Annotated in this window: 18 protein-coding genes and 1 tRNA gene; 7 read left to right on the plus strand and 12 right to left on the minus strand. The window is 67.7% G+C overall.

The window, feature by feature from the left end:
- Positions 1-60 precede the first annotated feature (60 nt).
- Complete coding sequence (locus VNE60_04425; protein HVB30755.1) at positions 61-345, plus strand: hypothetical protein; 285 nt, start codon at positions 61-63, stop codon at positions 343-345.
- Between the two features lie 90 nt (positions 346-435).
- A complete protein-coding gene (locus VNE60_04430; protein HVB30756.1) occupies positions 436-1,320 on the plus strand; it encodes a CopD family protein in 885 nt (294 codons plus the stop codon).
- 6 nt (positions 1,321-1,326) lie between these two features.
- On the opposite strand, the gene VNE60_04435 is transcribed toward VNE60_04430, so the two are convergent.
- Positions 1,327-3,498, minus strand: coding sequence for an acetate--CoA ligase family protein (locus tag VNE60_04435; GenBank protein ID HVB30757.1), 2,172 nt, complete (start codon positions 3,496-3,498; stop codon positions 1,327-1,329).
- 262 nt (positions 3,499-3,760) lie between these two features.
- Between VNE60_04435 and VNE60_04440 the strand changes: the two genes are divergently transcribed.
- Positions 3,761-6,190 carry a protein kinase gene (locus VNE60_04440; GenBank protein ID HVB30758.1) on the plus strand — a complete coding sequence of 810 codons (2,430 nt, stop codon included), beginning with the start codon at positions 3,761-3,763 and terminating at the stop codon, positions 6,188-6,190.
- 119 nt (positions 6,191-6,309) lie between these two features.
- Here the strand turns inward: VNE60_04440 and VNE60_04445 are convergent, their stop codons facing one another.
- Positions 6,310-6,522, minus strand: coding sequence for a cold shock domain-containing protein (locus tag VNE60_04445; GenBank protein ID HVB30759.1), 213 nt, complete (start codon positions 6,520-6,522; stop codon positions 6,310-6,312).
- A 354-nt stretch (positions 6,523-6,876) separates the two neighbouring features.
- Here VNE60_04445 and VNE60_04450 point away from each other — a divergent pair, with 354 nt between their 5' ends.
- Positions 6,877-7,926: a lysylphosphatidylglycerol synthase transmembrane domain-containing protein gene (locus tag VNE60_04450; protein ID HVB30760.1), complete on the plus strand. Its 1,050-nt coding sequence runs from the start codon at positions 6,877-6,879 to the stop codon at positions 7,924-7,926.
- Here the strand turns inward: VNE60_04450 and VNE60_04455 are convergent.
- Positions 7,921-9,249 carry an EAL domain-containing protein gene (locus VNE60_04455; GenBank protein HVB30761.1) on the minus strand — a complete coding sequence of 443 codons (1,329 nt, stop codon included), beginning with the start codon at positions 9,247-9,249 and terminating at the stop codon, positions 7,921-7,923. The two genes, VNE60_04450 and VNE60_04455, sit on opposite strands and share 6 nt — an antisense overlap.
- A 277-nt stretch (positions 9,250-9,526) precedes the next feature.
- Between VNE60_04455 and VNE60_04460 the strand changes: the two genes are divergently transcribed.
- Together VNE60_04460 and VNE60_04465 are read left to right on the plus strand one after the other, a co-directional pair.
- Complete coding sequence (locus VNE60_04460) at positions 9,527-10,105, plus strand: sterol desaturase family protein (protein HVB30762.1); 579 nt, start codon at positions 9,527-9,529, stop codon at positions 10,103-10,105.
- 117 nt (positions 10,106-10,222) lie between these two features.
- Positions 10,223-10,295, plus strand: a tRNA-Lys gene (locus VNE60_04465).
- A 23-nt stretch (positions 10,296-10,318) separates the two neighbouring features.
- Here VNE60_04465 and VNE60_04470 read toward each other — a convergent pair.
- Genes VNE60_04470 through VNE60_04480 form a run of 3 tightly spaced genes read right to left on the minus strand, consistent with a single transcriptional unit; the run spans position 10,319 to position 12,329 of the window.
- The gene (locus VNE60_04470) at positions 10,319-11,056 is read right to left on the minus strand and encodes a GntR family transcriptional regulator (protein HVB30763.1); all 738 of its coding nucleotides are present in this window, start codon (positions 11,054-11,056) and stop codon (positions 10,319-10,321) included.
- A gap of 11 nt (positions 11,057-11,067) precedes the next feature.
- Positions 11,068-11,472, minus strand: coding sequence for a DUF1634 domain-containing protein (locus tag VNE60_04475; GenBank protein ID HVB30764.1), 405 nt, complete (start codon positions 11,470-11,472; stop codon positions 11,068-11,070).
- Positions 11,472-12,329: a sulfite exporter TauE/SafE family protein gene (locus VNE60_04480; protein ID HVB30765.1), complete on the minus strand. Its 858-nt coding sequence runs from the start codon at positions 12,327-12,329 to the stop codon at positions 11,472-11,474. Before VNE60_04480 ends, VNE60_04475 begins: the two co-directional genes overlap by 1 nt.
- Before the next feature lie 245 nt (positions 12,330-12,574).
- On the opposite strand from VNE60_04480, the gene VNE60_04485 reads away from it, so the two are divergent.
- Positions 12,575-13,444 (plus strand): hypothetical protein, encoded by an 870-nt coding sequence (locus VNE60_04485; GenBank protein HVB30766.1) that lies wholly within the window; start codon positions 12,575-12,577, stop codon positions 13,442-13,444.
- Positions 13,445-13,457: 13 nt separating this feature from the next.
- Here VNE60_04485 and VNE60_04490 read toward each other — a convergent pair whose 3' ends face one another.
- The 6 genes from VNE60_04490 to VNE60_04515 form a co-directional block, all read right to left on the minus strand.
- The gene (locus tag VNE60_04490; protein ID HVB30767.1) at positions 13,458-14,888 is read right to left on the minus strand and encodes a peptide MFS transporter; all 1,431 of its coding nucleotides are present in this window, start codon (positions 14,886-14,888) and stop codon (positions 13,458-13,460) included.
- A 177-nt stretch (positions 14,889-15,065) separates the two neighbouring features.
- The gene (locus tag VNE60_04495) at positions 15,066-16,382 is read right to left on the minus strand and encodes a hypothetical protein (protein HVB30768.1); all 1,317 of its coding nucleotides are present in this window, start codon (positions 16,380-16,382) and stop codon (positions 15,066-15,068) included.
- Between the two features lie 103 nt (positions 16,383-16,485).
- Positions 16,486-19,602 carry a SusC/RagA family TonB-linked outer membrane protein gene (locus tag VNE60_04500; GenBank protein ID HVB30769.1) on the minus strand — a complete coding sequence of 1,039 codons (3,117 nt, stop codon included), beginning with the start codon at positions 19,600-19,602 and terminating at the stop codon, positions 16,486-16,488.
- A 679-nt stretch (positions 19,603-20,281) separates the two neighbouring features.
- On the minus strand, positions 20,282-21,685 hold the full coding sequence (locus tag VNE60_04505) for a hypothetical protein (GenBank protein ID HVB30770.1): 1,404 nt from the start codon (positions 21,683-21,685) through the stop codon (positions 20,282-20,284).
- A 24-nt stretch (positions 21,686-21,709) separates the two neighbouring features.
- On the minus strand, positions 21,710-24,841 hold the full coding sequence (locus tag VNE60_04510) for a SusC/RagA family TonB-linked outer membrane protein (protein HVB30771.1): 3,132 nt from the start codon (positions 24,839-24,841) through the stop codon (positions 21,710-21,712).
- Positions 24,842-25,151: 310 nt separating this feature from the next.
- Positions 25,152-25,808: a ribonuclease HII gene (locus tag VNE60_04515; protein ID HVB30772.1), complete on the minus strand. Its 657-nt coding sequence runs from the start codon at positions 25,806-25,808 to the stop codon at positions 25,152-25,154.
- Positions 25,809-25,810: the final 2 nt, after the last annotated feature.

The raw sequence follows: 25,810 nt of genomic DNA on the forward strand, positions 1-25,810 counted from the left end.
CGCCGCGCCGCGCGCCCGGCGGATGGGGTATCTTCCAGTAGCCACCCCGAGGAGCGCACGATGATCGCCGACGACGCCGAGACCCGATTGCCGCTCTCGATGAACGACGCCATGACGCTCGTGCGCTACGCGGTGAGCGTGGAGGCCGCGTCGGCGCGCGAGGCGGAGACCCACGAGAATACGGCCGCCATTCGCAAGCTGGCGCGTCGCATCCAGAACGAGGCCACCACCGGCGCCTCCGGCGCATATACCGCCGCCGACGTGGCGATGGTCCAAGCGGTGAGCGCGCAGCTCGGGCCCTCCGCGGAGCGCATCATCGCCGCGCTGCGCGCCCGCGTGGGATAGCCGCCCCCGAGGATTTTCCAAATCCCGGGCGGTGGGATAGGTTGGACGGGTGCCCCGCGCACCGATCCACCTTTCACCACGGGCTGTCCCATGAACTTGTCGGACCCGCTTCGCGAACTGCTCGGTTTCATCGGCCAGTATCTCTCCCTCGGCGTCATCGGCCTCCGGTATGGTGTGCTCGGGCGCGCGCTCGGTCGCCCCGACGCCGACGCGCCGCGCACCACGATCTTGACCATCGCCTCGCGGCGCGCCGCCGGCGTCGGGCTGGTGGGCATGCTGCTCGCCACGGGCCTGCTGGCGGCAGGGATCGCGCGCGTGATGGCGGAGCGCCACCTCGCGCTCGCCACCATCCTCACGGCGGGCCAGGGCGAGACGGGAGTGCGGCTCGTCCTCGCCGCGCTGGCCATCGTCGGCTTCCTGCTCGCGCTGGCGCGCGTGCCGGCCGGCTGGCCGCTGGCCGGATTCGCCACCGTGGCCGCGGCGCTGGTGAACATCCTCAGCCTGCACTGGCAGACGCTGGTGAATCCGGTGCACGTGCTCGCCGGCTCGCTCTGGATCGGCACGCTGTTCGTGCTGATGACGATCGCGGTGCCCGCGGTGCTGGGCAGCGATCAGACGCACGAGGACAAGGCGCTCACCATCGCCGATCTCATCAATGCCTTCTCGCCCCTGGCCCTGATCTCGGTGGCCGTGCTCGTGCTCTCGGGCGTGGTCACCGCCGTGCGCCACCTCAAGTTCGTGGCGGCGCTCTGGACCACCTCGTACGGCATCGCGCTGGTCGTCAAGCTGTGCGTGGTGGCGATCGTGCTCGCCCTGGGCGCCTGGAACTGGCGCCGCGTGCGGCCGTCGCTCGGCACGCACGCCGCGTCGGCCAAGATCCAGCGGTCGGCTCGCCTCGAACTCGCGTTCGCCGGCCTCGTGCTGCTCATCACGTCGGTGCTGGTGAGCCTCCCCAGCCCGCGGCTCCCCAAGTAGCGCGGGTCAGCGCGCGGGGGCCAACCGCACCCGCGCGTCCAGGGCCATGGCGCCGCCCCCCTGCGCCAACAACGGATTCACGTCCAGCTCGAGGATCTCCGGCTGGTCCAGCGCAAGCTGGGCCAGCCGCCGCAGGACATCGGCGATCGCCGCGAGATCGGCCGGCTCGGTGCCCCGCGCGCCGGTGAGGATGCCGAGTCCGCGGATGCCGCGCACCATCTCGTTGGCCGTGCGGCGGTCGAGCGGCGCGATCCGGAACACCACGTCGCGCAGCACCTCCACGAACACGCCGCCCAGCCCGAACATGACCAGCGGTCCGAACGTGGGATCGCGCACCACGCCGGCGATCGTCTCGTGGCCGCCCTGCACCAGGCGCTGCACGAGCACGCCGTCGACGCGCGCATTGGGCGCGTGCGACGCCACCGCCGCCATGATCTCGTCGAACGCGGCGCGGGCCTCGGCCGCCGACCGCACCCCGAGACGCACGCCGCCCACATCGCTCTTATGGATCACGTCGCGCGAGACGATCTTGAGCGCCACCGGAAAGCCGAGCGCGCACGCCGCTTCAGCCGCGGCGTCGGCCCCCGTGGCCAGCGTAGCCTGCGCCACCGGAATGCCGTACGCGGCCAGCACCTGCAGCGCGTCGAATTCGCTCAGGTGCTCACGCCCCTCGGCCAACGCGCGGCGCACGATGGCGGCCGCCGCGTCGCGATCCACGGGCAGCGCCACCGCCGGCTCCGGCTCCCGCGAGATCCAGTCCCGGTACCGATTGAGCGCCGCCAGCGCGCGGGCCGCCGATTCGGGAAACACGTACGCGGGAATCCCCGCCGCGTGCAGCTCGGCGCGCCCCTCCGGCAGTCCGCGGCGGCCCATGAGCACCGCCAGCACCGGCTTGTCGCGATTGGTGCGCGCCGCCTCGGCGATCGCCTGCGCCACCGCCTCCTGCTCCGAATTGAGCGGCGGAATGAAGATCGGCAGCACGGCGTCCACGGCAGGATCGGCCAGGAACGCGGTCACCGCGCGCCGGTAGCCGTCGGGCGTGGCCGACGCGATCATGTCCAGCGGATTGCGGATCGACGCCTCGGGCGGAAACAGCGGCCGCAGCGCGTCCACCGTCTGCGCGCTCAGCTCCACCACGTCGAGGCCGGCCGCGTCGAGCGCGTCGGCCGCCAGGATCCCCGGCCCGCCGGCGTTGGTGACGATGGCCGTGCGACGCGACCGCGGCAGCGCCGTCACGCCCAGCGCCATCGCGATGTCGAACAACTCCTCCACCGACGCCGCCCGCAGCACGCCGGCCTGCGCCAGCAGCGCGTCCACCGCCGTGTCGCTAGCCGCGAGCGCGCCGGTGTGCGACCACGCGGCCCGCGCGCCCGCCCGGGAGCGCCCCGACTTCACCACGACGATCGGCTTCTGCCGCGTGATCCGCGAGGCGATCTCCAGGAACTTTCGCGGATTCCCGAAATTCTCCACGTACATCAGGATCACGCGCACGTTGTCGTCATGCTCCCAGTGCTCGAGCAGATCGTTGCCGCTCACGTCGGCCTTGTTGCCCACCGACGCGAACTGCGCGATCCCGATGCCGTACTCGCGCGCGTAGTCCAGCACGCTCACTCCCAGCGCCCCCGACTGCGACACGAACGCGGCGTGGCCCGTGGGCGGCATGCCGGGCGCGAACGTGGCGTTCATCGAGATGCCGGGATGCGTGTTGATCACGCCCATGCAGTTGGGCCCCATCATGCGCATGCCGTGGCGGCGCACCTGGTCCACGAGCGCGCGCTCGAGCGCCGTTCCGTCGCCCCCCACCTCGCGGAATCCGGCCGAGATCACCACCAGCCCGCGCACGCCCATCGCGCCGCATTCGTCCGCCACCTCCAACACCGATTCCTTGGGCACGCAGATCACCGCCAGGTCGGGCGGCTCCGGAAGGTCCGACACCGAGGGCACCGCTCGCACGGAACACACGGCGCGCGCCTTGGCGTTCACCGGGTATACGGCGCCGGTGAACCCTTCGGTGATCAAATTGGTCAATAACTGGTGGCCGATCGTCCCCGGCGTCCGCGACGCCCCCACCACGGCGATGCTCCGGGGCGCGAGGATCGGCCCCAGCGACGGGGCCTGCGGCACCGGCGATTCAGGGGCCGGCGTCTGGCCCGCATTCGGGTTCTCGGTAACCGGCACATCTCCTCCATGGGGTTGCACGGATGGGCGCGTGGCAGGCAATGTGAGGAGAGTAGCCCACGGGCGCCGTCGGCGAAACGGCGGATCCCGTGTGGGCAATCCGACGACACCGCGCGGGAACAAAAGGGGCACGCGGCGCGTATGTTCAGAGCAGCGGTAACGCCGCGCTTTCTGCCCGCGGAGCGTATACTCTGACAGTGGCATCGACGAGCGCGAACGGGGTCGGGTGCGCCACCCGCACGCGTACGGCACTCTACCATTCATGACTGAAATCCGCGACGCGCTGCAACATACGCTGGGCCCCACGTACACCGTCGAGCGCGAACTCGGCGGCGGCGGCATGTCGCGTGTGTTCGTGGCCTTCGACCAGGCGTTGAGCCGGCGGGTTGCGGTCAAAGTCGTGTCGCCAGAGCTCGCGGCCGCCGTGTCGCTCGATCGGTTCACGCGCGAGATCCTCGTGGCCGCCACGCTGCAGAATCCCCACATCGTGGGCGTGCTCACGTCGGGCGAGGTGGACGGCCTGCCCTACTTCACGATGCCGTTCATCGAAGGCGAGTCGCTCCGCGCGCACATGATGCAGTCGGGGCCGATGCCGGTGCGCGAGGTGGTGACCATCCTCCGCGACGTGGCCCGCGCGCTGGCCTACGCGCACGAACGCGGCATCGTGCATCGCGACATCAAACCCGACAACGTGCTCCTCGCCTCGGGCTCGGCGATGGTCACGGATTTCGGCGTCGCCAAGGCCGTGCTCTCGGCCCAGCGCGCCGCCAGAGCGCCGGCGTCCAGCTTCCTCACGCAGGTGGGCACCACGGTGGGCACGCCGGCCTACATGGCGCCCGAGCAGATCGCCGCCGACCCCGACGTGGACGGCCGCGCCGACATCTACTCGCTGGGCGTGATGGCGTACGAGATGCTGGCCGGCGGCCCGCCGTTCGCCGCCCTCACGCCCCAGGCGCTCCTCGCCGCGCACTTCTCCCAGACGCCGCGCCCGCTCGGCGACATCCGGGCCGGGCTGCCCCCGCGGCTCGTGGCGTTGATCATGCAATGCCTGGAAAAGGACCGCGACCACCGCCCGCAAACGGCACGCGAGATCGTGAATGCCCTGGAGGATCCGAGCGTCGTCAGCGACGGCGCCGTGGCCACCCTCAGCATGCCGCGCAGGCGGCGGCGCCGCGTCGCCGCCGCCCTCGTCACATTGGTGGTCGTGGCGGCCGCGGTCACCGGCGTCGTGCGCAGCCGCCGCACGCCACTCATTCCCCCCGCCACGCTGGCCGCCGACTCCACCCAGACGCACGCCGTGCTCGTCGTGCCGTTCGTCAACCTGAGCGCCGACTCCACCGACGCATACCTGGCCGACGGCATCACCAGCGAACTCGTGAGCGAGCTCACCCAGCTGCCGGGCCTGCGCGTGGCCCTCCGCGCTCCCGCCACCGTGGGACCCAACCAGTACCCCACCGAGCAGGAACTGGGCGCCAAGTACCACGTGGGGTACGTGCTCGAAGGCACCGTGCAACAGGACGGCACGCGCCTGCGCATCACCGCCCGCCTGGTCAGCACCGCCAGCGGATTCTCCGTGTGGGCCGACGTCTTCGATCGCACCATGCGCGACATGTTCGCGGTGCAGCAGGACATCTCCTCGTCCATCGTCCAGGCCCTCGAGCCACAGCTGGGGTCGTCGCCGCGGGCGCTGGCGGACCGCGGCACCAAGGACGACACGGCGTACCAGGCCTACACCATCGCCACCGGCTACGTGAGCCGACGCGGCGCCCGCGCCCTGCACCGGGCCATCGACACCCTGAGCAGCGCGCTCCTCCGCGACTCCACGTTCGCCAAGGCATACGCGCTCAAGGCGCGGGCGTACTCGCTGCTCCCGCTCGACGAGACCAACCCCGCCGACTCCGCCGTGGCCCGCGGCATCGTGGCCGCCACGCGCGCCATCGCCCTCGACAGCACGCTGGCCGATGCCTACGAAGCCCGCGCCGCGCTGTACAACGCCGCCTTCCGGTGGACCGACGCCGAACGCGACTACCGCAAGGCCATCTCCATCGATCCGCGCAACGCCGCCTCGTACCTGGGCCTGGGCCAGAACCTGCTCGTGCAGGGCCGGGTGACCGAGGCGGTGGCCGAACTGCGCCGCGCCACGGTCCTCGATCAGACGTCGGCCACCACTCTTGCCGCCTACGCCGTGGCCCTGGCCATTTCCGGCAACCATGCGCGCGCCCTGACCGCGGCACGCGGTGCCCTGGTACTGGACTCCGCGATATACAACCCGCACCTGGCCCTCGGCATGGTGTACCTGTTCGGCGGGGACGCCGACTCGGCCCTTGCCCCGCTCGAGGCGGCGCGTCGCCTGGCCACCCTGCGGCACCCGGCGTCCAACGCGGTATCGAACATGCTGGCCTATGCGTACGCCAAGGCGGGCGATGCGCAGCAGGCCCGGTCCATCGCCGACGCGGCGGCCAAGGCCAAGAGCCCCGATGCGGCGCTCACCGCTGCCCACGCCATGTTGGGATTGGGCGACACCACGGCCGCGCTGCAGGCGCTCCAGTCGGCGGCCAGGGACCGCGCGCCACAGTTCAGCCTCGAACCGTTGCGGGCGCCGATTTTCGATCCCATCCGGTCCAGCCCGCAGTTCCTGGCGGTGCTGCGGTCACTGGGGCTGCCAGCCACCCTCGGCCAACCCACGCAGTAGGCGTTGCCCGCTGCCAGTCGGCGGGCGCGAAACGTCCCCCCAGAATGCACCATGCCCCGCCCGACCTGAGGTCGAGCGGGGCATTGGACGGGCCGCCGAGGCGGCCCAACGCAGCCGTGTTAGTTGCCGAGCTTGGTGACGTTCTCAGCCGCCGGGCCCTTCTGGCCCTGCACGACGTCGAACTCAACCTTCTCGCCTTCGGCCAGCGACTTGAAGCCGCCGCCCTGGATGGCCGAATGATGCACGAAGCAATCCTTCTGGCCGTCCGCGGGAGTGATGAAACCGAAGCCCTTGGCGTCGTTGAACCACTTGACAGTGCCGGTCGTACGCATGGTGGAACCCCTAAATGTGTGGTGTGTCGGAGTCCGGTGATGCCGTACTGGCCGACGTACCTGGTGTGTTCGTGAATGACGCCATCACGATGGCCTCCCGAAGGAGCTCCCTGAAGAAAAAAGGACCCGCATGCTGCCGGGTCCTCGTCCGCCCCAGGGATGTCCGACGCCGGACGGCGCCGTTACTGCATCCTCAATGATAGCATACTTCGCGCCGCTGCACAATTGGCAACCTGGGGGCGGCCTTTGGGGGGCGTGGGGGGCCCCGGTTGGGGGGGGGCGATCCGTGCGGCCCCAACCTATTGAGCCGGCACGGGGTCGATCTCGCTTCATGAAAGTGGGTAGCTTCATCCCATGGCTCCGCCGCGCGCCCCCTCGATGCCGCCGGCTTCACACACGGCCGGAGCGGTGCCCAGCCCCACGGCACCGGGCCGCGCGAGGACCGTGCTCGGCCGGTTCCTGCGCGTCGCGGTCTCGTTGGCCACCATCGTGCTCCTGGTGGTGGCCGCCCGCCATGTGCAGTGGGGAGTCACCTGGCGGGAGATCCGAACGGCGTCGCCGCAACTGCTCGTCGCGGCCCTCGTCGTGAACCTCGTCTCGCTGGCGCTCAAGGGCGTGCGGTGGTGGCTGTTCCTGCGACGCGTCGGCGCGCCATCGTTTGGGTTGGCGCTCAAAGCGACGTTCGCGGGAGCGGGGCTCAACAATGTGCTGGTGGCCAACGGAGGCGAGGCGGCGCAGGTCGTCTTCGTGGCGCGCGCGACGCACGTGAGCCACTCCAAGGTGCTCGCCACCCTCACGCTCGACCGGTTGACCGGATTCGTGGGGTACGTGTTGGTGGTGGTGCTGGGCCTCTGGGTGCTGCCGCTGCCCGGGGAGGTAGCGCGCTGGCGGCCCGAGGCCACGGCCACCCTCGCCGCCCTCGCCGCGTTGATGATCGTGCTGTATCGCATGGACATCGGCGAAGGGCTTGCCGCGACGGGCGGCCGGCGCTTCGAGAAGCTGCGCGGGCACGGCAGGACGTTCATGCACACCATCTCGCACCTGTCCACCGGGGCATCGATCGTACAAGCGCTGCTGTTGTCGGTGGGATCGTGGGTGCTGCAGATCGCGACGTTTCATCTGACGGCGGCGGCGGTGCACTTTCCCATCACCCTCACGGGGTCGGTGGCCGCGGTGATCGCGGTGAACCTGGGATTCGTGGTGCACCTGACGCCGGGGAACGTGGGCCTGTTCCAGGCGCTCTACGCCGCGGCGGCCGTCGCGTTCGGCTTCAATCAGAGCGCCGCGATCGCGGTGGCCATCCTCATCCAGGCGCAGCAGATCCTGCCGGTGACGGTGATCGGGATCGCGTTGGCGCCGGAATTCATCTTCAAGCGGCACCGACCGCTCGACGCCGCCCTATGACGGGATCGCACGCGCCGGCCGCGCCTTTCCCCTGACCGGAAGCGCCGCCGGACGGCCGATCAGGTACCCCTGCACCAGCTGCACGCCGAGTTGGGTCACCGTATCCAGCTCCTCCGGCGTTTCGATCCCCTCGACGATCATCGGGATCCGGGCGTCGGCGCAGAAGCCCACCATGGCCTTGAGGAGCTCCAACTTCACCCGGTTGTGCCGCGCCTCGCGCGTGAGCTCCATGTCGAGCTTGATGAAGTCGGGCTCGATCATCGACACGATGCGCAGCCCCGAATACGCGGACCCCACGTCGTCCATGGCGAACTTGAGGCCGCACTGCTTCACGATCTGCACGGCTTGTCGAAAGGTCTGGAAGTCGGCGATCGCGGCATGTTCAGTGATTTCGAAAACGATCTGCGACCTGCGACGCGCCGGGATGGACTCCATGAGCCTGGGATCGAAGATCGAACTCGGCTCCATGTTGATGAACAGAAGCTGATCGGACTCCAGCTTGCCGATCGAGCGCACGGCGTTCCCGCGACACACGGCATCGAGCTTGACGACCAGGTCGGCCTCATAGGCGATCCGGAAGAGCACGTCCGGCGAGGTGAATTCCCCCTTCGGCCCGCGGCTCAGCGCCTCGTACCCGAGCACGCGGTGGGAGCGGAGGTCGAGGATGGGCTGGAACTGCGTGATGAGGCGGCGGCCGGTGAGGATCGCCCGCAGCTTGCGCGCCCGCCGCCGCACGAGTTCGTGTTCCTCCGACGTCGCGTCGGCGAGCGCCTCGTCGATGGTGCGATAGATCAGCCGCTCCAGCCGGACCGCGGGATCCTTCTTCATCATCGCCGCGCCGATGAAGTAATTGAACCGGTAGACCAGGTCCGGATGCAGGGTCTTCGCGACGTGGGCGTCGAGCCGCTCGGCGATGCGCGCCTTGATCATCAGCAGATCGCTGAACTTGAACGTCCTCGCGGTCCGGGCCGGCGACAGCATCAGGATGAACACGTTTCCGTTGATCGTGAGCTCGGCGAGCGCATCGTCCTTTCGCAGCGATTCGTCCTTGATCTCCCTGAGCGCATGGGCCACCCCGCGGACGATGCCGTCGAAGAGCTCCCAGCCGTACACATCCTCGAGTTTCGAGAACCGGGCGATGTTGACCGTGAGAATGCCCACCGTCTTGCGGCTACGGAGCGCCTCCTCCACCTGCCGCACGAACAGCGGCAGCCCGGGGAGCGCGGTGACGGGGTCGAACAGCAGTTCGCCCGCGCTCATGCCACCGGAGTTGCGCAGCACGTGCTTGAGCAGTTGGCGCTGGAGCCCCTGTTCTCTGGCCACGCTCCCTCCTCCGGTCCGCCGACCCGCCGACCCGCCGACCCGCCGACCCGCCGAACACCCTATGCCGTTGCGGGCGAGTGAATATGCGTCTTTGCGCAAGGCGCTCACCAGGGCGTCGAGTTGCGCCCGCCCGGGCGATGTGCGACGTTTGGGGCCCAATCGAGTCAAATCGTCCGAACCGTGCTGACGGTGGCGATCGGTGTCACGACGAGCGCCAGGCTGTAGCCCGGCGGTGCCTTCACCCCCGACCTGGACGGCGACCTTGGCTCATGACGGAATGTCCCCGATCGACCAGCCGCCGGACTCGTGGCTGGTGCGGCTGTCGGAATCCAGGGGCAATTACTGGGCGACGTACGCGATGGACCTGTCGCTGATGCTGTTTTTCCTGGCGTGGGACGTGCTCCGCCTGCGTGTGGGCGGCATCGAGATCGCGGGGTTGTTCGTGGCCGGCGTATTCGCGTGGACGTTCTCGGAATACGTCTTTCACCGCTGGGTGTACCACGTCCCGGGCCTGGCGATCACGCGCCGGGGCCACGACCGGCATCACGAGAATCCCACGGCGTACATCGCCATGCCGTTCATCGTCACGCCGATCCTGTTCGTGCCCCTGCAGCAGTTCGTGGCCACGGGCCTCGGCGTACACGGCTTCTCGGCACTGCTCGCCGGATGGTTTGCGGGGTTCGTGGGCTACAGCTTCTTCCATCACAGCCTGCACCACTACAAGCTGCCGTTCGCCTGGTACCGGCATCTCCAGTCCCAGCATCGCATCCACCACGCCATTCCGGAAGTGAACTTCGGCGTGACCATGCGATACTGGGACCGGCTGTTCGGGACGGCGTTCTCGAAGCAGGCGTAGGGCGGGCCCCGCGCGTCGGTCGCGCAAGCGTGGGCGTAGCTCCCGCCGTCAGCCGTTCCCTGCCCCGTTTACCCGAGTTGTGTAGTTCTTTTCGATGTGCGAAGTTTGCTGCATCACGACCCGGTAGCTCAGCTGGTAGAGCAACGGACTTTTAATCCGTAGGTCGCGGGTTCGAGACCCGCCCGGGTCACTCGTCGTCTGGCGACCGTGGCCTCAGAGGGCCGGCGGCAGACGGCTCCAGTTGGCCACGAACGCAAAGCGATCGCCGCGCACCTCGCTGTGCCGATACTCCACCGGACGGTCGCCGGCAAACGCCACCCGCTCCACCACCAGGATGGCTTCGCCCCGCGGGAGCGCGAGCAACTTGCGCACGGGGGCGCCGGGCAGCGCGGCACGGATCCGCTCCGTCCCGCCGGTGACGCGCACGTTGGCCAGGCCGGCCAGCAGTTCATACAGCGAGCCGCGGCCAAGGTCCGCCCGCAACAGGGCATCGCCGGCATCGGCGACGATCCACGAATCGTCCAGGGCGAGCGGCTCGTCCCCCGCAAAGCGGATCCGCTGGATGTGCACCAGCCCGGTGCCTGGCGCGAGGCCCAGGCGTGACGCGGCCTCCCCGTTGCGCTCCAGCGCCTGGCGCTGGACCAGGGAATGCTCGGCCATCCCCTTCCCGCTGATCGATGCGGCAAGGCTGTAGAATGGCGCGATGGATTGTTCGAGTTCGGCGGCCACCGGCAGCCGGCTGCCGCGTCCGCGCTCCCGCTCCACCAGCCCATCGGCCTGCAGCCGCGCGATCGCGGCGCGCGCCGTGTGCCGGCTCACGCCGTAGCTGCGGACCAGTTCGGCATCGGTGGGAAAGCGATCCGCGAACTCGCCCGAGGCGATGCGGGCACGCAGCAGGGCTTCCAGCTGCGCCCACAACGGCATCGGACTCTCGCGGTTCAGCGCTTCCATGAGCCGTCCGATCAGTGAATGAACAGCAGCGACCCCAGGGTCATCACGAGCACGAGAAAGGTGACGCTGGTGTAGAGCACGTCGTGCTCTTCGAACGCGAACAGCACCATCGCCGTGAACACACGAAGGATGGGCGTGAGCACGAGCACGAAGATGCCGAGTTCGAGCCACGCGAATCCCTGGAGGGTCATGATCCCCTGGCGCAGCGCGGCGAAGTTGAGGTCGAAGGTCTTGGTCTCCATGATGTGCCGCGTCAGCCCGCCATGGACGAACGAGAGGACCAGGCCCACGAGCAGGATGACCACGCTCGCCACCACGCCGATCCGCAGCACCCAGCTCGAGACGTCCTCGATGGCAATGCGATCTTCGTGGCGGACCGGACCGGCCGCGCCGTGGGTCGTGTCGTCGACAGTCATCAGAGTACCCCCAGTCCGCGAACGAGCATCTGTCCCCCGATCAGTGCGAGCGCCACCGCGAACACCAGGCGGATGTGGTTGTTGGACATCCGCTCCATCAGCTTGGTCCCGGCGAACGCTCCCACGAGGACCCCGGTGGCCACCGGCGCGACGACGAAGGGAAGCACCAGCCCGCGGTTGAGATAGACGCCGGACGCCGCCGCCGCGGTCACGCCGATCATGAAGTTGCTGGTGGCGGTGGACACCTTGGACGGCACTTTCATCGCGATCTCGTGCGCCAGCACCTTCACCACGCCGGCGCCGATGCCGAGGAGCCCGGAGACGATGCCGGCCACGAACATGTAGCCCGAGGCCAGCGGGATGCCCGTGACGTGGTAGGTGACCTCGCGATTGAGGCGCTTGTCGAAGTACGAGCCGTCGAGGCGGAGCCGGCGGGCCATGGCATCATCCACGACGCCCTCGGGCAGTTCCTCGCCGAACTTGCGAAAGATCGGGATGAGCGAGGTCAGGAGAGTGATGCCGAACAGGATGGAGAGCCAGTTCACCGGGATGTAGGGGGCGAGGAGCGCGGCGCCGATGATCGCCCCCAGTGCGGTGAACACCTCCAGGAACATGGCAATGCGGATGTTGGTGATGCGGTCCCTGACGTACACGGCGCCGGCGCCGCTCGAGGTGGCGATCACCGAAACGATGCTGGCGCCGATGGCATACCGGATGTCCATCCCCAGGAACACGGTGAGCACCGGGACGATGATCACGCCGCCGCCGATGCCGGCGATGGACCCGAGAACCCCGCCGGCGATGGAGGCCCCGAACACTTCCACGAGAAAGGTGAACGCAGACATCTCGCCAGTCATGATCGGCACAGCCTCCGGTACCGCGGGCAGCGGGTGTCACGAGCATCCGGCAGGAGCGGAGGTGCGCAGGGGGAGCAATTGTCATATTGTCCGTACATACGGACAATAGTAGGGCGTCTCCCCGCCGCACGCAAGCCGGCTCGCAATGGCCGGCCGGGGAGCACGTGCTTGACACCGCAGGGACTGTATACAATTGTTGTATCAGAGTCCGCGAATGGATTCCACCGGCATCCCCGGGAGCCCCCATGCTGCGACCGATGCGCCCGCGATTCCCACCCCTTGCCGCCTGGCTCGCGGCGGCCGGCGCACTGGTCATCGCCTCCCGCCCGGCCCGCGCCCAGGCGGACACCGCCCGCGCAGCCGCACGGCCCGACACCAGCGCCACCCGGCCTGTGCACTTCCGCGTACTCGGCGTGTTCGACGAGGAGACCGGCGAACCGATCGAGGGCGCCGACGTCTCGGACATGCTCACCCACCTCACCACGCGCACCACGAAGACCGGAACGGCCGCGGTCTTCTTTGCCGACACCGGCGGCACGGTGGTCACGATCAAGAAGCTGGGATACCAGCCCGCGCTCCTGGCCGTCCCGATGTCGTTGGCCGACTCGACGCCGGTCACCACGACGCTGCTCCGCATGGGACACCTGCTGCCCACGATCGTCGTCGTGGGCGGCCATGCCGTCTGGCTCGGGAAGAGCGACACCAGCACGACGCTCCGGCGCGACGGCTTCTACGAACGACGTCTCACCAGCGCCGCGCCCTCCACGGCATTCATCACCGGCGACAAGATCCAGGGGCTGATGCTGGTGTCCGACGCCCACTACTTCGGGCGCGGCATCTGTGAGGGCAACGTCTACATCGACGGCGTGCACGTGCTCCTGCCGCGGCGCACGGGACACGTCCTGAACGAGGGGATCGACGCCCTGGTCAGTCCGTTCGACGTCGCCGGCATCGAGACGTACACGACCACGGACCTGCCGGCCGGCGCGCCCCATACCGACCCGGGCGCGGGAGCGCTGGACATCGGCGCCAGCATGGCGGCAGCTGCCATGGCAAACGCCTCGGGAACCATCGCGTCATCGGGCTGCGTGACCTTCATCTGGCTCACGCGCTGAGCCGACAGGCGGGTCAGTGCACCCCGCCCATCAGCCCCTTCACGGGCTTGATCATCAGCGCCGCGACGACCGACGCGCCCAGACACACGCCCGCGATCACGCCGAACAACTCGGGGAGCGGCGCGGACGAGATGAACCCCGCCGCGTACCCCGCCGCCTTGTTCCCCACCGCGTCGGCCAGGAACCACACGCCGAGCATCAGGCCCACGATCTTCACCGGCGCGAGCTTGGTGAACACCGAGAGTCCCACCGGCGACAACGACAACTCGCCCAACTCCTGGATGAAATAGCAGCCGATGAGCCAGAACGGGGCCACGCGAATACTCGGCGAGGCCTGCAGCGCGTACGCCGGGATGAGCAGCAGCACGAACGACATCCCGATGAAGAACAGGCCGGCCGCGAATTTGGCGGGCGTGGACGGCTCGTGCTTCCCGAGCCGCATCCAGAGCCACGCGAACGCCGGCGCGAGCAGGATCACGAAAATCGCCTGGACCGATACGAACCAGCTGGACGGGAAGCTGTAGCCCAGGATCACCGTGCGGGTGTAGCGGTCGCCGAACAGGTTCAGGGTGGAGCCCGCCTGCTCGTAGGCGCCCCAGAACACGGCCGCGAACGCGAAGAACACCGCCATCGCGGCCAGCCGCTTCCACTCCACCTTGGTGAATCCCCAGAACACCGGCTCCGCCGACGCGGCCTGCGCGCCGCCTGCCGCCCGCAGGCGTTTGGCCGCCGCGGCCGCCTGGGCCGCCTCACGCCGCTGTCGCTCGAGCCGGTCGATGGCCGGCTGCAGATGCCGCCGGCCGCGCACGTACTGAATGAGGCCCAACGTCATCCCCACGCCGGCGCAGGCGAACCCGAGATGCCAATCCACCTCCTGGGCCAGGTAGCCGGCGATGAACGGACCGATGGCGGCCCCGAGGTTGATGCCCATGTAGAAGATCGAGAAGCCGGCGTCGCGACGCGCGTCGTTGGTCTCGTACAGCGACCCGACGATGCCGCTCACGTTGGGCTTGAGGAGCCCCGTGCCGATGACGATCAGCGCCAGCCCGCCATAGAAGAACGGCAGCGGGTGGAACGCCAGCGTGAAGTGCCCGAGCGCGATGATGATGCCGCCGATGAGCACGCTCTTGTACTGCCCCAGCCACCGGTCGGCGATGATGCCGCCGAAGATCGTGGCCGCCCAGACGCTCCCCGTGTACGTGCCGTACACCGAGCCGGCGTGACGGTCGTCGAAGCCGAGCACGTGCACCATGTAGAGAATGAGGAACGCGCGCATGCCGTAGTAGCTGAAGCGCTCCCACATCTCCGTGAAGAACAGGGTCGAGAGGCCGCGTGGATGGCCGAAGAACCCGTGCGGCATGGTGCCCGGCTGCGGGTTGTCGGTCAGCACGCCGGCCAGGGGGCCGGGCTGGGGTCCGTCGGACATTCCGGAAGGTGGCGTCATCGTCGCTCCGAGGTTGCATGATGCTCGCAGCGCGACGCGCCCGCGTCAACCCGCCACTGCAAGTGACCGCGGCGGCGGCGCTGCCGCGCGGGAAACGAACGTGGGGGGCGACCATCGTCGCCCCCCACGTTCCCAGCATCCCATCGTGCCGCTCACCACGCGGCCCGTCCCGAGGGATCAGGCGTTGCGGTCGATGCACCCCGTGAAGTTGGGATTGCTCTTGTCGACGTCCGGTACGGGGAAGTTCACGTCCGTGCCGTAGGTGCCGTTCTTGAAGAAGACGCCGGTGGGGAACACGTTGTCCTGCGTCAGGTGGTACTGCCTGATGAGCCGGCGCTGATCGCCCATCCTGATCCCGCGGCCGAACTGCCAGAAGGCCTTCTCGCGGAAGAACAGGGCCCGCGCGTCGGTGGCGTTCCCCGGCGTGGCGAGTGCGGTCATGACCGGCACCTTGTACACGCCGAGCGTCTGCGTGCTGGCCCGCAGCGCATTCAGGATCACCATCATCCCCGGGATGTCTCCCGCCTGCAGCTTGGCCTCGGCTTCCACCAGCCGCGCGTCGATGCCCGACACGATCACGTTCGGGTCGTCCCGGCCCCACAGCGCCTGACCGACGTACGCCGTGGCGCCGTCGAACGACTTGGTGGCGAAGTTGTTCGTGGCTCCGGTCACGGGCACGCGAGGATCGCCGGCCGACGCGAACGGCAGCGCATTCTTGATGATGTTCGTGGCGCCGTTCACGATGTCGAAGCTGTCACCCACCGTATACCGGCGCACGTTGGTGGTCATGATCCAGATGTCGTTGTCCTGACTGGTCTGGGCGTACGTCATCGTGAATTGGTAGTTGGTGGGAACGCCGGCCACCGCGGCCGCGGCCTGCGTGAACTGGCCCAGATCCACCAGATTGCGCGCCTTGGCGATGGCCGCCGCGTTGTGGATCTGCACGCTGAACGCGTCGGTGCCGGTGGTCAGCGCCAGCGCCGAATCGAAGTGCGTGCCGGCCACGGTGAACACGGCCTGGTTGGTGAGGGGCTGCGTGTAGTTGGGCGAGCCGTTCACCGTGTAACCGAGCGCGATGCCGTTGCAGAAGAACTCGCCCAGTTGCATCTCGGTGTAGCCGAGCAGGAAGTACATCTGCCCGGTTTCCGACGGCGTGCCCGGCACGTACTGCTGCAGCGCGAGGATCGCGTCCTGGATGCCGCCGCGGGCCTGCTGCATGGTGGTGTACGCCGGGGAGACCACCGCGTCGTTGGACTGCACGTTGCGCTGGTCCCACGAGTTGCGCTGGGAGAAGGTGTCGCCCGACTTGTACTCGTCGGTGAACAGGCCCGTCTCCAGCACCATGTTCTCCTGGTTGTTGTTGCCGCCGCCCACGGTCCAGTCGCGGAAGCGGCCCAGGGCGCCGGTGCGTAGCGCTTCGGCGCCCGTGACGCCCACCACGTCGGACGGACTGATGACACCGGGCTGCTGCGGTTGCAGCAGCTGCTTGTTCATGTCACAGGCGCCCACCAAAGTCAGCCCGAGTCCGACCGCAACCGCGACCGTCCATCGAGCGCGATCAATATGGCTCTTCATGAGAGTATCGTCCTCGAAGGAATCAGTAGTGGAGATTGAGGCGCAACGTGAAGTACGTCGGCGGCGCCGTGGTCGAGAAGGTGTTCTGCACGTCGCCGGTGCCGGTGCCGGAGCTGTTGTAGTTCTCTTCCGGATCGACGCCCGTGTACTTGGTCCACAGGTGGAGGTTGCGGGCGCCGAGCGTGAGGTTGGCGCTCTCGGCGTGGCCGAGGAAGCGGGTCACGCGGCGCGGCAGATTGACCACCGCCGACACCTCGCGCAGGCGCCAGAACTGGCCGTTGTCCAGGTAGCCTGCGCCCGTGGACGGATTCTGGTAGCGGAGCGCGACCAGGCGCGCCTGATCCCACAGCGCCGACTTCTGGTTGGACTCGGTGTAGCAGGAGTTGGTCTGCTGGCAATAGAACGACGTCGTGGCGTTGTACAGGCTGTAGCCGCCCTTGTAGTCCAGCAGGACGTTGATGCGCACCAGCCGGTTCAACAGGTCGAATCCGTTCTGCAGCGACACGATATCGCGCGGCTGCGACGATCCCATGTACGAGAAGTTCGGATTCACGGTGACTTCGCTGGTCGAGATGTAGCCGTCCTTGTTGGCGTCGCTCCAGGTATAGGTGCGATAGAACAGCGCGTTCACCGGCAGGCCGATGGTGTCGCGGATGGAGCCGGTGCCGATGGTGGGATAGGGCTTTCCCGTGGATGGATTGGTGCCCAGCGACACCACCTTGTTGCTGTTGTGCGAGGCGGTGATGGTCACGTCCCAGCCGATCTGGTGCAGGTCCACGAGCTGCGCATTGACCGTGGCTTCGACGCCGTCGTTCTTGACCGACGCGATATTCGCGATCACGCTGGTGGTGGACGGCGCCGCGTTGGGCGCGATCGGCAGGTTGATGAGCGCGTCCCTGGTCTGCTTGCTGTAGTACGTCAGCTCCAGGTTCAGGCGGCTGTTCCACATCCGCGCGTCGAACCCACCCTCGAACTCCGACGATTTCTCGGGCTTGAGGTTGGCGTTGCCGAGTGCGTTGGCCCGGAGGCCTGGTGTGTCCACGCTGTTGATGTTGACCGTGGAAGCCGTGAACGTCTGCAGCGACGACGTGGCGCCGGGCTGCACGCCCGACGCGCCGTAGGCGCTGCGCAGCCGGAACTGGTCCAGCCACGAGAACTTGGGGAAGAACGACTCGTCGGACAGGATCCACGAGACGCTCGCCTTGGGATAGATCACGCGCTGGAAGTTGGTGCCGAACGCGCTGTTCTGGTCGGTGCGCACGGCCAGGGTGACGAACAGCCGGTCGCGCAGCGATGCCTGCTCCTGGATGTACAGCCCCAGCGTCTTCACGGCCGTGGCCGGGATGTTGGAGGCGCTGAGCACCGCGGCCGCGCCCACCGTCTGGGCGCCCGGCGGCAGCTGCGAGCCGCTGGCGCTGGATCCGTCGTTCTCAGCGTTCAGGTAGTCCGCGCCGATGGTGCTCTTGAGGTTGGCCCACGACCGGGCCTGCCAGGTGGACGTGCTCATCACCTTGGCGGTGAAGTCGCGGTTGTTGTTGTGAGCGTCGGTGATCGAGCCCTGCCGCGTGGTGCCCGAGTTGGGGCATTCGTTGAACCGGCAGAGCGTGAGGTTGTCGCGCACGGCCAGGTCGATGCCCACCGTCCCGTCGTTCTGCATCCACGAGAGCGGCCGCCAGCTGGCGTTGGTGCTCGCCGTGATGCGCTGGATGCCGGTCTGCACCAGCCGCTGGAAGATGTCGCCGGGCGTGAAGAACGCGTACCCGTGCTTGTCTTCACCCAGGGCACCGATGTTGCTGTAGCCGAGCCCGGAGTGCTGGAATCCCGGGTTGCTCCACGCGTTGTACAGATAGCTGAAGCTGTTGTTGTCCACCTGCGGCAGCCGCTGGTCGGTCTTGGCAAAGCCGGTGTTGACCGTGAGGTCGAACGTGGGGCTCAGCGAAGCCGTGAGGTTGGCGCGGAGGTTCTCCTGCTGGTACTGCTCGGGGTGCATCCACTCGTCGCGGATCTGGGTGCCCGCGGCGTTGAACCGCGCCACCGAGAAGTCTGGCATCTTGAGGGGGCCGAGCTCGTTCTCGAGCGACCCGCCCACGAAGAACCGCACCGCCTCGGAGCCGCCGCTCATCTGCACGCCGTACTGATTGCGATTCCCGGTGGTGAGCGGGGTGATGCCCGGGGTGCTGAGGATGTTCAACGAGGTGGTGCTGTCCACCACGCACGTGCCCGCCGGCAGGTTGGTGGCCATCAGGCAGCGGATCTGCGTGGCCGGACTCGCGGGGTTGTGCCCCCAGAGCGCGTACTGCGCGGGGTAATTGTTGCGATCCTTGACCTGTCCCTGCTCGGCCGACCAGGTCCACTTGGTGTTGCCGGCCCGCCCCTTCTTGGTGGTGATCACGATCACGCCGTTGGCCGCGTCGGTGCCGTACAGCGTGGCCGCCGAGGGACCCTTCACGATCTCGACGTCCTCGATCTCGTCCGGGCTGAGCGTGTTCAGGAAGCTCTCGGACGTACCGCCCGTGGACACGCCGATCGTGCCCGAGCTGATGCGGATGCCGTCCACGATATAGATGGGGTCGTTGTTCAACGACAGCGAGTTGAGGCCGCGGATGCGCACCACCGGCGCGGCACCCGTCATGCTGGCCGGCAGCACGACGACGCCCGGCGCCTTGGCCACCATCAGATCGGCCAGGTTGGTGATCGTCGACGTTTCCACGCGGTTGGACACATCGCCCAGCGTGGAGATCGCGTTGCCCAGCTCCACCTTGCGCTGCTCGCCCGTGGCGGTGGTCACCACATCCTGCAGTTTGACCACGCTCGCCGCCAGCGAGAAGTCGACCGTGACCGTCTGTCCGGCAGTGACCGTCACCGACTTTTTCTGTTCCTGATAGCCCACACGCAACACACGCACCTCGTGCGCGCCCGCCGGGGCGTTGCGAATCGTGTATCGACCATCCTGCGTCGTGGCGGTAGCCGCGCTCGTGCCCACGACGGTCACGCGCGCGTCGCCGACCGGCTCGTTGGTGCCCTGAGCCGTCACTCGCCCCGTGATCGTTCCCTGAGCGCGCAGCGAACCGCCGCTGAGCGCCAGGAGCAGAAGCGCGGCTGCATTGATCGCCACCAGCTTCCAGCGTCCCAATCGCATTGTCTGCCTCCAGTGATCGCCGCTCCCCTTGCGGCACGGCCGAAAACTCCGGGCGCGACGGGGGGTCACGCGCCGGTCCTGAACGGCAATCGCCATTAGGCGTGCGACAACCGAACGGTCGGTTGCCGCAGCATCACTTCATGTCCAGCGGTGGGTCGGATTCGCGAGCCTGACGCGGTACTTGCTAGCGTCCATTCCTGGGGGGTGGAGCGCTTCGCTTTGGAGATCGTCGCTGAAGGATGGTTGCCCTTGGAATACGATTCCACATATGGCCACCGCGCGACGTCTCTCGAACTATGACCTAGTAACTGTGAGATCATCGCGGCGCGTCACATCATGTCGCGCGATGCGTACAACACGAGTGGCGCCCATACAGTTGCTTCTCGCATCGCGCTTCCGCCGCATGCGCGGCATGGCCGAACGCCCCGTCACGCAAACGCGACAGCCCGCGTCATGCATGCGACACGGGCTGAGCGAGCGAGATGGTATTCCAGTTTGATGGGCGCCGATCAATGCACGCGTGAATCGTCGGTGGATCCCAGCCAATCATTCGGCCAATCATTCATATAGAAGTGCCCGACCACGCCGCAGAAAACGAACGCGGGGGGCGACACCCTCGTCGCCCCCCGCGCTCACTGCGTTCCATCATGCCGCCGACCGCGCGGCCCATCCCGAAGGATCAGGCGTTGTTGTCGATGCAGCCGTGGAAGTTGGGGTTTGTCATTTCGTAATCGGGCACCGGGAATGCAACCTCCGTGCCGAACTGGCCGGACGGCGTGCCGTTGCGCGTGAAACCGCCCGACGGGAAGACCTGGTCCTGCGTGCGGCCGTACTGCCGGACCAGCCGGCGCAGATCGTCCATCCGATAGCCGCGCTCGAACTGCCAGAGCGCCTTCTCGCGGAAGAACACGTTGGTGGCCGTGGTCTTGTCGGGCGGCATGGGCAACGGTGCCATGGCCGGGATCTTGAACACGCCGATCACCTGCGGCGACGTGCGGAGCGCATTCAGAATGCCCATCATCCCGGCGATGTCACCGGTCTGGAGCTTGGATTCGGCCACGATCAACTGCGCGTCGATTCCCGTGAGCGGCGGCGTCGGATCGTCGCGCCCCCAGTTGTTCACCTGCACGAAGTCCGAGTGGTTGTCCTCGGCCTTCTGGTGCGTATCGGTGATCGACACCCGTGGGTCGTTCAACTCGGCGAACGGGATGGCATTGAAGATCTGGCCCGCCACGTCCACGCTGTCGCCCGCCGAGTAGCGCTTGACGCTCGGCCCTTCCACCCACCATTCGTTGTCGAAGGTGGTCTGCGAGTACGTGAAGTTGTACTGGAAGTTGGTGGGCACCGACGCCACCGTGGCTGCGGCGCCGGCAAAGTCGCCGAGGTCCACCTGCGCACGCGCCTTGGTCACGAGCGCCGCGTACTTGATGTTCAGCGTGCCGGGGTCCGAGGCCGTGAGATACGTGAGCGCCGTGTCCATGCGGGCGCTGGCCAGCTTGAAGCCATCGGCATCCATGAGCGGCTGCGTGTACTGCGGCACGCCGTTCACCGTCTCGCCGAACGGAATGCCGTTGCAGAACGCCTCCGACATCTCCATCTCGATGTACCCCATCATCAGATACATCTCGCCCACGTGCTGCTTGCCGGTGGCGGACGGATCGTACGTCGCCAGCGCGTTGATGGCGTCGCGGGCACGCCCGCGCGCCTGCTGCGCCGCGTTGTAGAGGGCCGTCAGCACCACGTCGTTCGTGGCCAGGTTGCGCTGGTCGTCGTCGTTGCGCTGCGAGAAGGTATCCACCGAGCGAATTTCGTCGGTGAACAGCGCCTCCCAGTTCCACAGCGCCTCCTGGTTGCTGCCGCTGTTGGTGGGACTGCCGTTCATCACCTTGTTCCATTGGCCCAGGGCGCCCGCGTAGAGGGCGTCGGCCGCGGTGGCGGTAGTCACGGCGGACGGGCTGATGACGCCCGGCTGCTGCGGCTGGAGCAGTTGATTCTGTACGTCACAGGCCCCGAGGAACAGGGTGCCGCAGGCGACCGCGAGTGCCGCGGTAGCCCCTCGAGCCCGATGGCTGAGTTTCTTCATCGTTAGATCGTCCTCGACGGGGTCTTAGTAGTGGAGATTCAGGCGCACGATGAAATACGTCGGCGGCGCGAGAGTGGAAAAGTCGGTCTGGGTGTCGCCCGTGGCATAGTTCGACTCGGGATCGACGCCCGTGTAGGGAGTCCAGGTGTGGAGATTGCGCGCCGAGAACACGAGCTGCGCGTCGCGCGCCCGGATCCGGTTGGCCACCACCTGCGGCAGCGTCAGCGCCGCCGAGACCTCGCGGAGCTTCCAGAACTGGCCATTCTCCAGGAACCCATAGTTGGACGGCGTGGGGTTCTTGGCGCTCGAGTTGGCCACGCCACGCGCCTGATCCTTGAGCGACGTGGACTTGAGGTTGTTCGAGTACCAGGTGGAGAAGTTCTGCGAATAGAAGCTGTACGACTGGTTGTACAGGATGTTGCCACCCTTGTAGTCGGTCAGCACCGTGATGCGCAGCTTGTGGTTCAACAGGTCGAAGCCGTTGGTGACCGAGAAGATGTCACGCGGCGCCGTGTAGCCGGCGTAGACGTATTTCCCCGAGACCGTCACCTCGTTCGGCGTGATGATGCCGTCGTGGTTCGAGTCGGCAAAGGTGTACGGCCGCGAGAACGCCGCGTTCACGGGCAGTCCGACCGAATCGCGATACACGCCGGTGCCGATGGTCAGGTTGGGCTTGCCGCTGGGATCCTTGCCGAGCGACAGGATCTTGTTGCTGTTGTGCGACGCGGAGACGGTCACGTCCCAGCCCAGCGCGCGCGTGTCGATGAGCGACGCGTCGACCTCGAGCTCGAGGCCCGAGTTCTCAACCGACGCCAGGTTCTTGAGCACCGACAACGACGAGGCGCCGGACGACGCGGCGAGCTGCTGACTGATCAGCGCGTCGTGCGTCTGCTTGTTGTAGTAGGTGAAGCTCAGGTGCGCGCGGTTGTCGACCACCGTGGCCTCGAATCCACCTTCGAATTCCGCCGAACGTTCCGGCTTGAGGTTCGGGTTGCCGAGGGCCGCCGCAAGGAGGCCCGGCAGGTCGGCGCTATTGGTGGTGCCGGCGATGGCGGCGATGTTGGCCGTCTGCGCGGCGTAGGTGCGCAGGGCTACCGTGCCGCCGGGCGACACGCCCGAGGCGCCGTACGCACTACGCAGCCGGAACTGGTTGAGCCACGAGTACTTGGGGAAGAAGCGCTCGTCGGAGATGATCCACGAGAGGCTCGCCTTGGGATAGACGATGCGCTGGAACTGCGTGCCGAACGAGCTGTTCTGGTCGGTACGGGCGGCGACGGTGAGGAACATCCGATCGCGGAACGCCGCCTCTTCCTGCACGTACACGCCGAGCGTCTTGTTCACGGTCTGCAACGTGTTGCCGGCGTTCTTGGTGGCCGCCGCGCCAACCGTCTGCGCGCCCGGCGGAAGGTTGGTGCCGCTGCCGAAGACGCCGTCGGTTTCGCCGTTGGTGTAGTCGGCGCCGACCGTGGTGGTCACGATCAGGTTGGACCGCGCCTGCCAGTGCGAGTTGCTCACCAGCTTGGCCGAGACGTTACGGAAGTTGGTCTGGGTCTGGCTGACGCTGCCCTGGCGCTGCGTACCCGAGTTGGGGCACTCACCGAACCGGCAGATCTGGATCTCGTCGTTGTTGGCCAGATCGATGCCGGCCGTGCCCTGGTTGGTCATCCAGGAGAACGGACGCCACTGCGCGTCGGCCGAGCCGATGAAGCGCTGCGTCCCGTTGGCATGGTACACCTGGAACGTCTGCGCCGGGCTGAAGCCGCCGTACCCGTTGCGGAACTCGCCGAGCGAGCCGAGTTCGTTGTAACCCAGGCCGCTGTGATTGAAGCCCGGGTTGTTGAGGGCGCTGTAGATGAAGCTGTAGGTGTTGTTGTCCGTCTGCGGGAGCCGCTGGTTGGTATTGGAATACCCGGCGGTCATCGTGAGATCGAATCTGGGCGAGAGACTGGCGCTCAGGTTCGTGCGCAGGTTGTACGACTGGAACTGCTCCGGGTGCAGCCATTCGTCGCGCATCGGCGTGCCCATGGTGTCCACCAGGGTGGCCTGCGCGAACTTGGGCATCGTGATCGGCCCGATCTCGTTCTGGACGTCGCCGCTCACGAAGAACCGCACCTGGTCGGAGCCGCCGCTGGTCTGCATGCCGTACATGTTCCGGTTGCCGACCGTGAACGGCGTGGTGGCCGGATTGGTCAGCACGTTGAACGAGGTGAGGCTGTCGGCCACGCAACTACCCAGGCTCTGGCTGACGAGCGTGCAGCGCTGCAGGGTGCCGGTGGTGGCGCTGTGCCCCCACGTGGCGTAGGTGGTGGGATACTTGTTCCGATCGTCCACCGCGCCCTGCTCGCCGAACCAGGACCAGCGCGTGGCGCCCGCCCGGCCCCGCTTGGTGGTGATCACGATCACGCCGTTGGCGGCGTCGGTGCCATACAGCGTAGCCGCCGACGGCCCCTTCACGATCTCCACGTCCTGGATCTCGTTGGGATCGAGGTCGTTGAGCAGGCTGGCGCTCGTGCCGCCCGTGCCCAGGTTGAGCGTGCTCGTGTTCATGCGCACGCCGTCGATCACGTAGATCGGGTCGTTGCTGATGCCGCTGCCGGCGGTGGCCAGCGAGCCGATGCCGCGGATGCGGACCGTGGGCGCCGAGCCCGTCATTGCGCCCGGCAGCACCACCACGCCCGGCGACTTGGCCACCATCAGGTCGGCCAGGTTGTTGACCGGCGTGGTCTCGACCTTCTGGTCCACGTTGCCCAGGGTGGACACCGAGTTTCCGATCTCCACGCGCCGTTGTTCACCCGTGGCGGTGGTGACGATCTCCGACAGCTGGACGACCGCCTGCGTCATCGAGAAGTCCAGCGTCGCGGTCTCACCGGTGACGACGGTGACCGGCTTCTTGAGTTCGCGGTAGCCCACGCGAATGACGCGAACCTCGACCGCGCCCGCCGGTACGTCCCGGAGCGTATATCGGCCGTCCGCTCCGGTTACCGTCCGGAGGCTCGTTCCCGCGAGCATCACGCGGCTGTCACTGAGCGGTTCGTTCGTACCGGTGGCCGTAACGCGTCCGGTCACGGTACCCTGTGCCTTCACGGACGACGCGGTGACCATCAGGAGTAGCGCGGCCGCACCGGCCGCGAACAGCTTCCAGCGTCCCAAACGCATGGTAATCCTCCGGTAGACGCCGCCCGGGTGGGTGGCGGGTGGGGGGGTAATGCTTGGCGGAGAGCCGAGACCGAAACTGGTGTCTCGTAAGGGCGGGAAAGAGCGACTCGCAGGACCACGCACGGCGTTGATACCTGCAATGTCCCGATGGCTAACCATCCAATGGGAGCCAAGCGTCACATGTCATCCTATGGGATGTCTGGCCAGATTATGGCTGCATTCCCGGCGCGAATTTCATAATAGGATGCAGGGCAATGAGTTGCGGACGGAACACCTGTATCGCGCCGTATTGGTGCCCACCAACATCCGGCTACCCGAAGATCTCGCCCTGCTCTCGCGGAAGAAACGACCGCCGGTGGTGCACCGTGGCGCCGTGCACCCAGAGCGCCTCCATATGGGCCGGCGTACCGTAGCCCACGTTGCGCTCCCAGTGGTAGAGCGGGTGCCGGCGGGCCAGCGACCGCATGAGCCGGTCCCTGGTGACCTTGGCCACGATCGACGCGCACGCCACGCTGTAGCACCGGCCGTCGCCACCCACGACGGCGGTGTGCGGCACGCCGAGGGTGCGGATGGGCTTGCCGTCCACGATCACGTGGTCGGGCAGCACGGTCAGTCGCGCGAGCGCGCGGCGCATGGCCAGCACGGTGGCCTTGTAGATGTTGATCTCGTCGATCTCGCGCACGCTGGCGGCGCCGAGGGCCACGGCCAGGGCCCGCTCGCGGATCAGCGCGGCCAGTCGCTCGCGGTCGCGCGCCGAGAGCTGCTTGGAGTCGTCGACGCCGGCGATGGCGCGGAGTGCCGGGGGCATGACCACCGCGCATGCGACGACGGGGCCCGCGAGGGGGCCCCGTCCCACTTCATCCACGCCCGCGATGAGCGGGCCTATGGTCTGCCGGAGTTCGCGTTCGAGCGGGCTCCAACGGTGACGCCGGCCGCGGGCCGCCTGGCGGTCACCGCCGGCCGCCATCG

This window comes from Gemmatimonadaceae bacterium (assembly GCA_035533755.1).
GTDB lineage: Bacteria > Gemmatimonadota > Gemmatimonadetes > Gemmatimonadales > Gemmatimonadaceae > JAGWRI01.

What these genes read in the sequence shown, in the direction of transcription:
- VNE60_04470 (HVB30763.1), bottom strand. Translation starts at nt 11,056, where the DNA reads ATGGAAGCGCTGAACCGCGAGAGTCCGATGCCGTTGTGGGCGCAGCTG.
- VNE60_04440 (HVB30758.1), top strand. Translation starts at nt 3,761, where the DNA reads ATGACTGAAATCCGCGACGCGCTGCAACATACGCTGGGCCCCACGTAC.
- VNE60_04450 (HVB30760.1), top strand. Translation starts at nt 6,877, where the DNA reads ATGGCTCCGCCGCGCGCCCCCTCGATGCCGCCGGCTTCACACACGGCC.
- VNE60_04485 (HVB30766.1), top strand. Translation starts at nt 12,575, where the DNA reads ATGCTGCGACCGATGCGCCCGCGATTCCCACCCCTTGCCGCCTGGCTC.
- VNE60_04475 (HVB30764.1), bottom strand. Translation starts at nt 11,472, where the DNA reads ATGACTGTCGACGACACGACCCACGGCGCGGCCGGTCCGGTCCGCCAC.
- VNE60_04500 (HVB30769.1), bottom strand. Translation starts at nt 19,602, where the DNA reads ATGCGATTGGGACGCTGGAAGCTGGTGGCGATCAATGCAGCCGCGCTT.
- VNE60_04505 (HVB30770.1), bottom strand. Translation starts at nt 21,685, where the DNA reads ATGAAGAAACTCAGCCATCGGGCTCGAGGGGCTACCGCGGCACTCGCG.
- VNE60_04515 (HVB30772.1), bottom strand. Translation starts at nt 25,808, where the DNA reads ATGGCGGCCGGCGGTGACCGCCAGGCGGCCCGCGGCCGGCGTCACCGT.
- VNE60_04510 (HVB30771.1), bottom strand. Translation starts at nt 24,841, where the DNA reads ATGCGTTTGGGACGCTGGAAGCTGTTCGCGGCCGGTGCGGCCGCGCTA.
- VNE60_04425 (HVB30755.1), top strand. Translation starts at nt 61, where the DNA reads ATGATCGCCGACGACGCCGAGACCCGATTGCCGCTCTCGATGAACGAC.
- VNE60_04430 (HVB30756.1), top strand. Translation starts at nt 436, where the DNA reads ATGAACTTGTCGGACCCGCTTCGCGAACTGCTCGGTTTCATCGGCCAG.
- VNE60_04495 (HVB30768.1), bottom strand. Translation starts at nt 16,382, where the DNA reads ATGAACAAGCAGCTGCTGCAACCGCAGCAGCCCGGTGTCATCAGTCCG.
- VNE60_04480 (HVB30765.1), bottom strand. Translation starts at nt 12,329, where the DNA reads ATGACTGGCGAGATGTCTGCGTTCACCTTTCTCGTGGAAGTGTTCGGG.
- VNE60_04445 (HVB30759.1), bottom strand. Translation starts at nt 6,522, where the DNA reads ATGCGTACGACCGGCACTGTCAAGTGGTTCAACGACGCCAAGGGCTTC.
- VNE60_04490 (HVB30767.1), bottom strand. Translation starts at nt 14,888, where the DNA reads ATGACGCCACCTTCCGGAATGTCCGACGGACCCCAGCCCGGCCCCCTG.
- VNE60_04460 (HVB30762.1), top strand. Translation starts at nt 9,527, where the DNA reads ATGTCCCCGATCGACCAGCCGCCGGACTCGTGGCTGGTGCGGCTGTCG.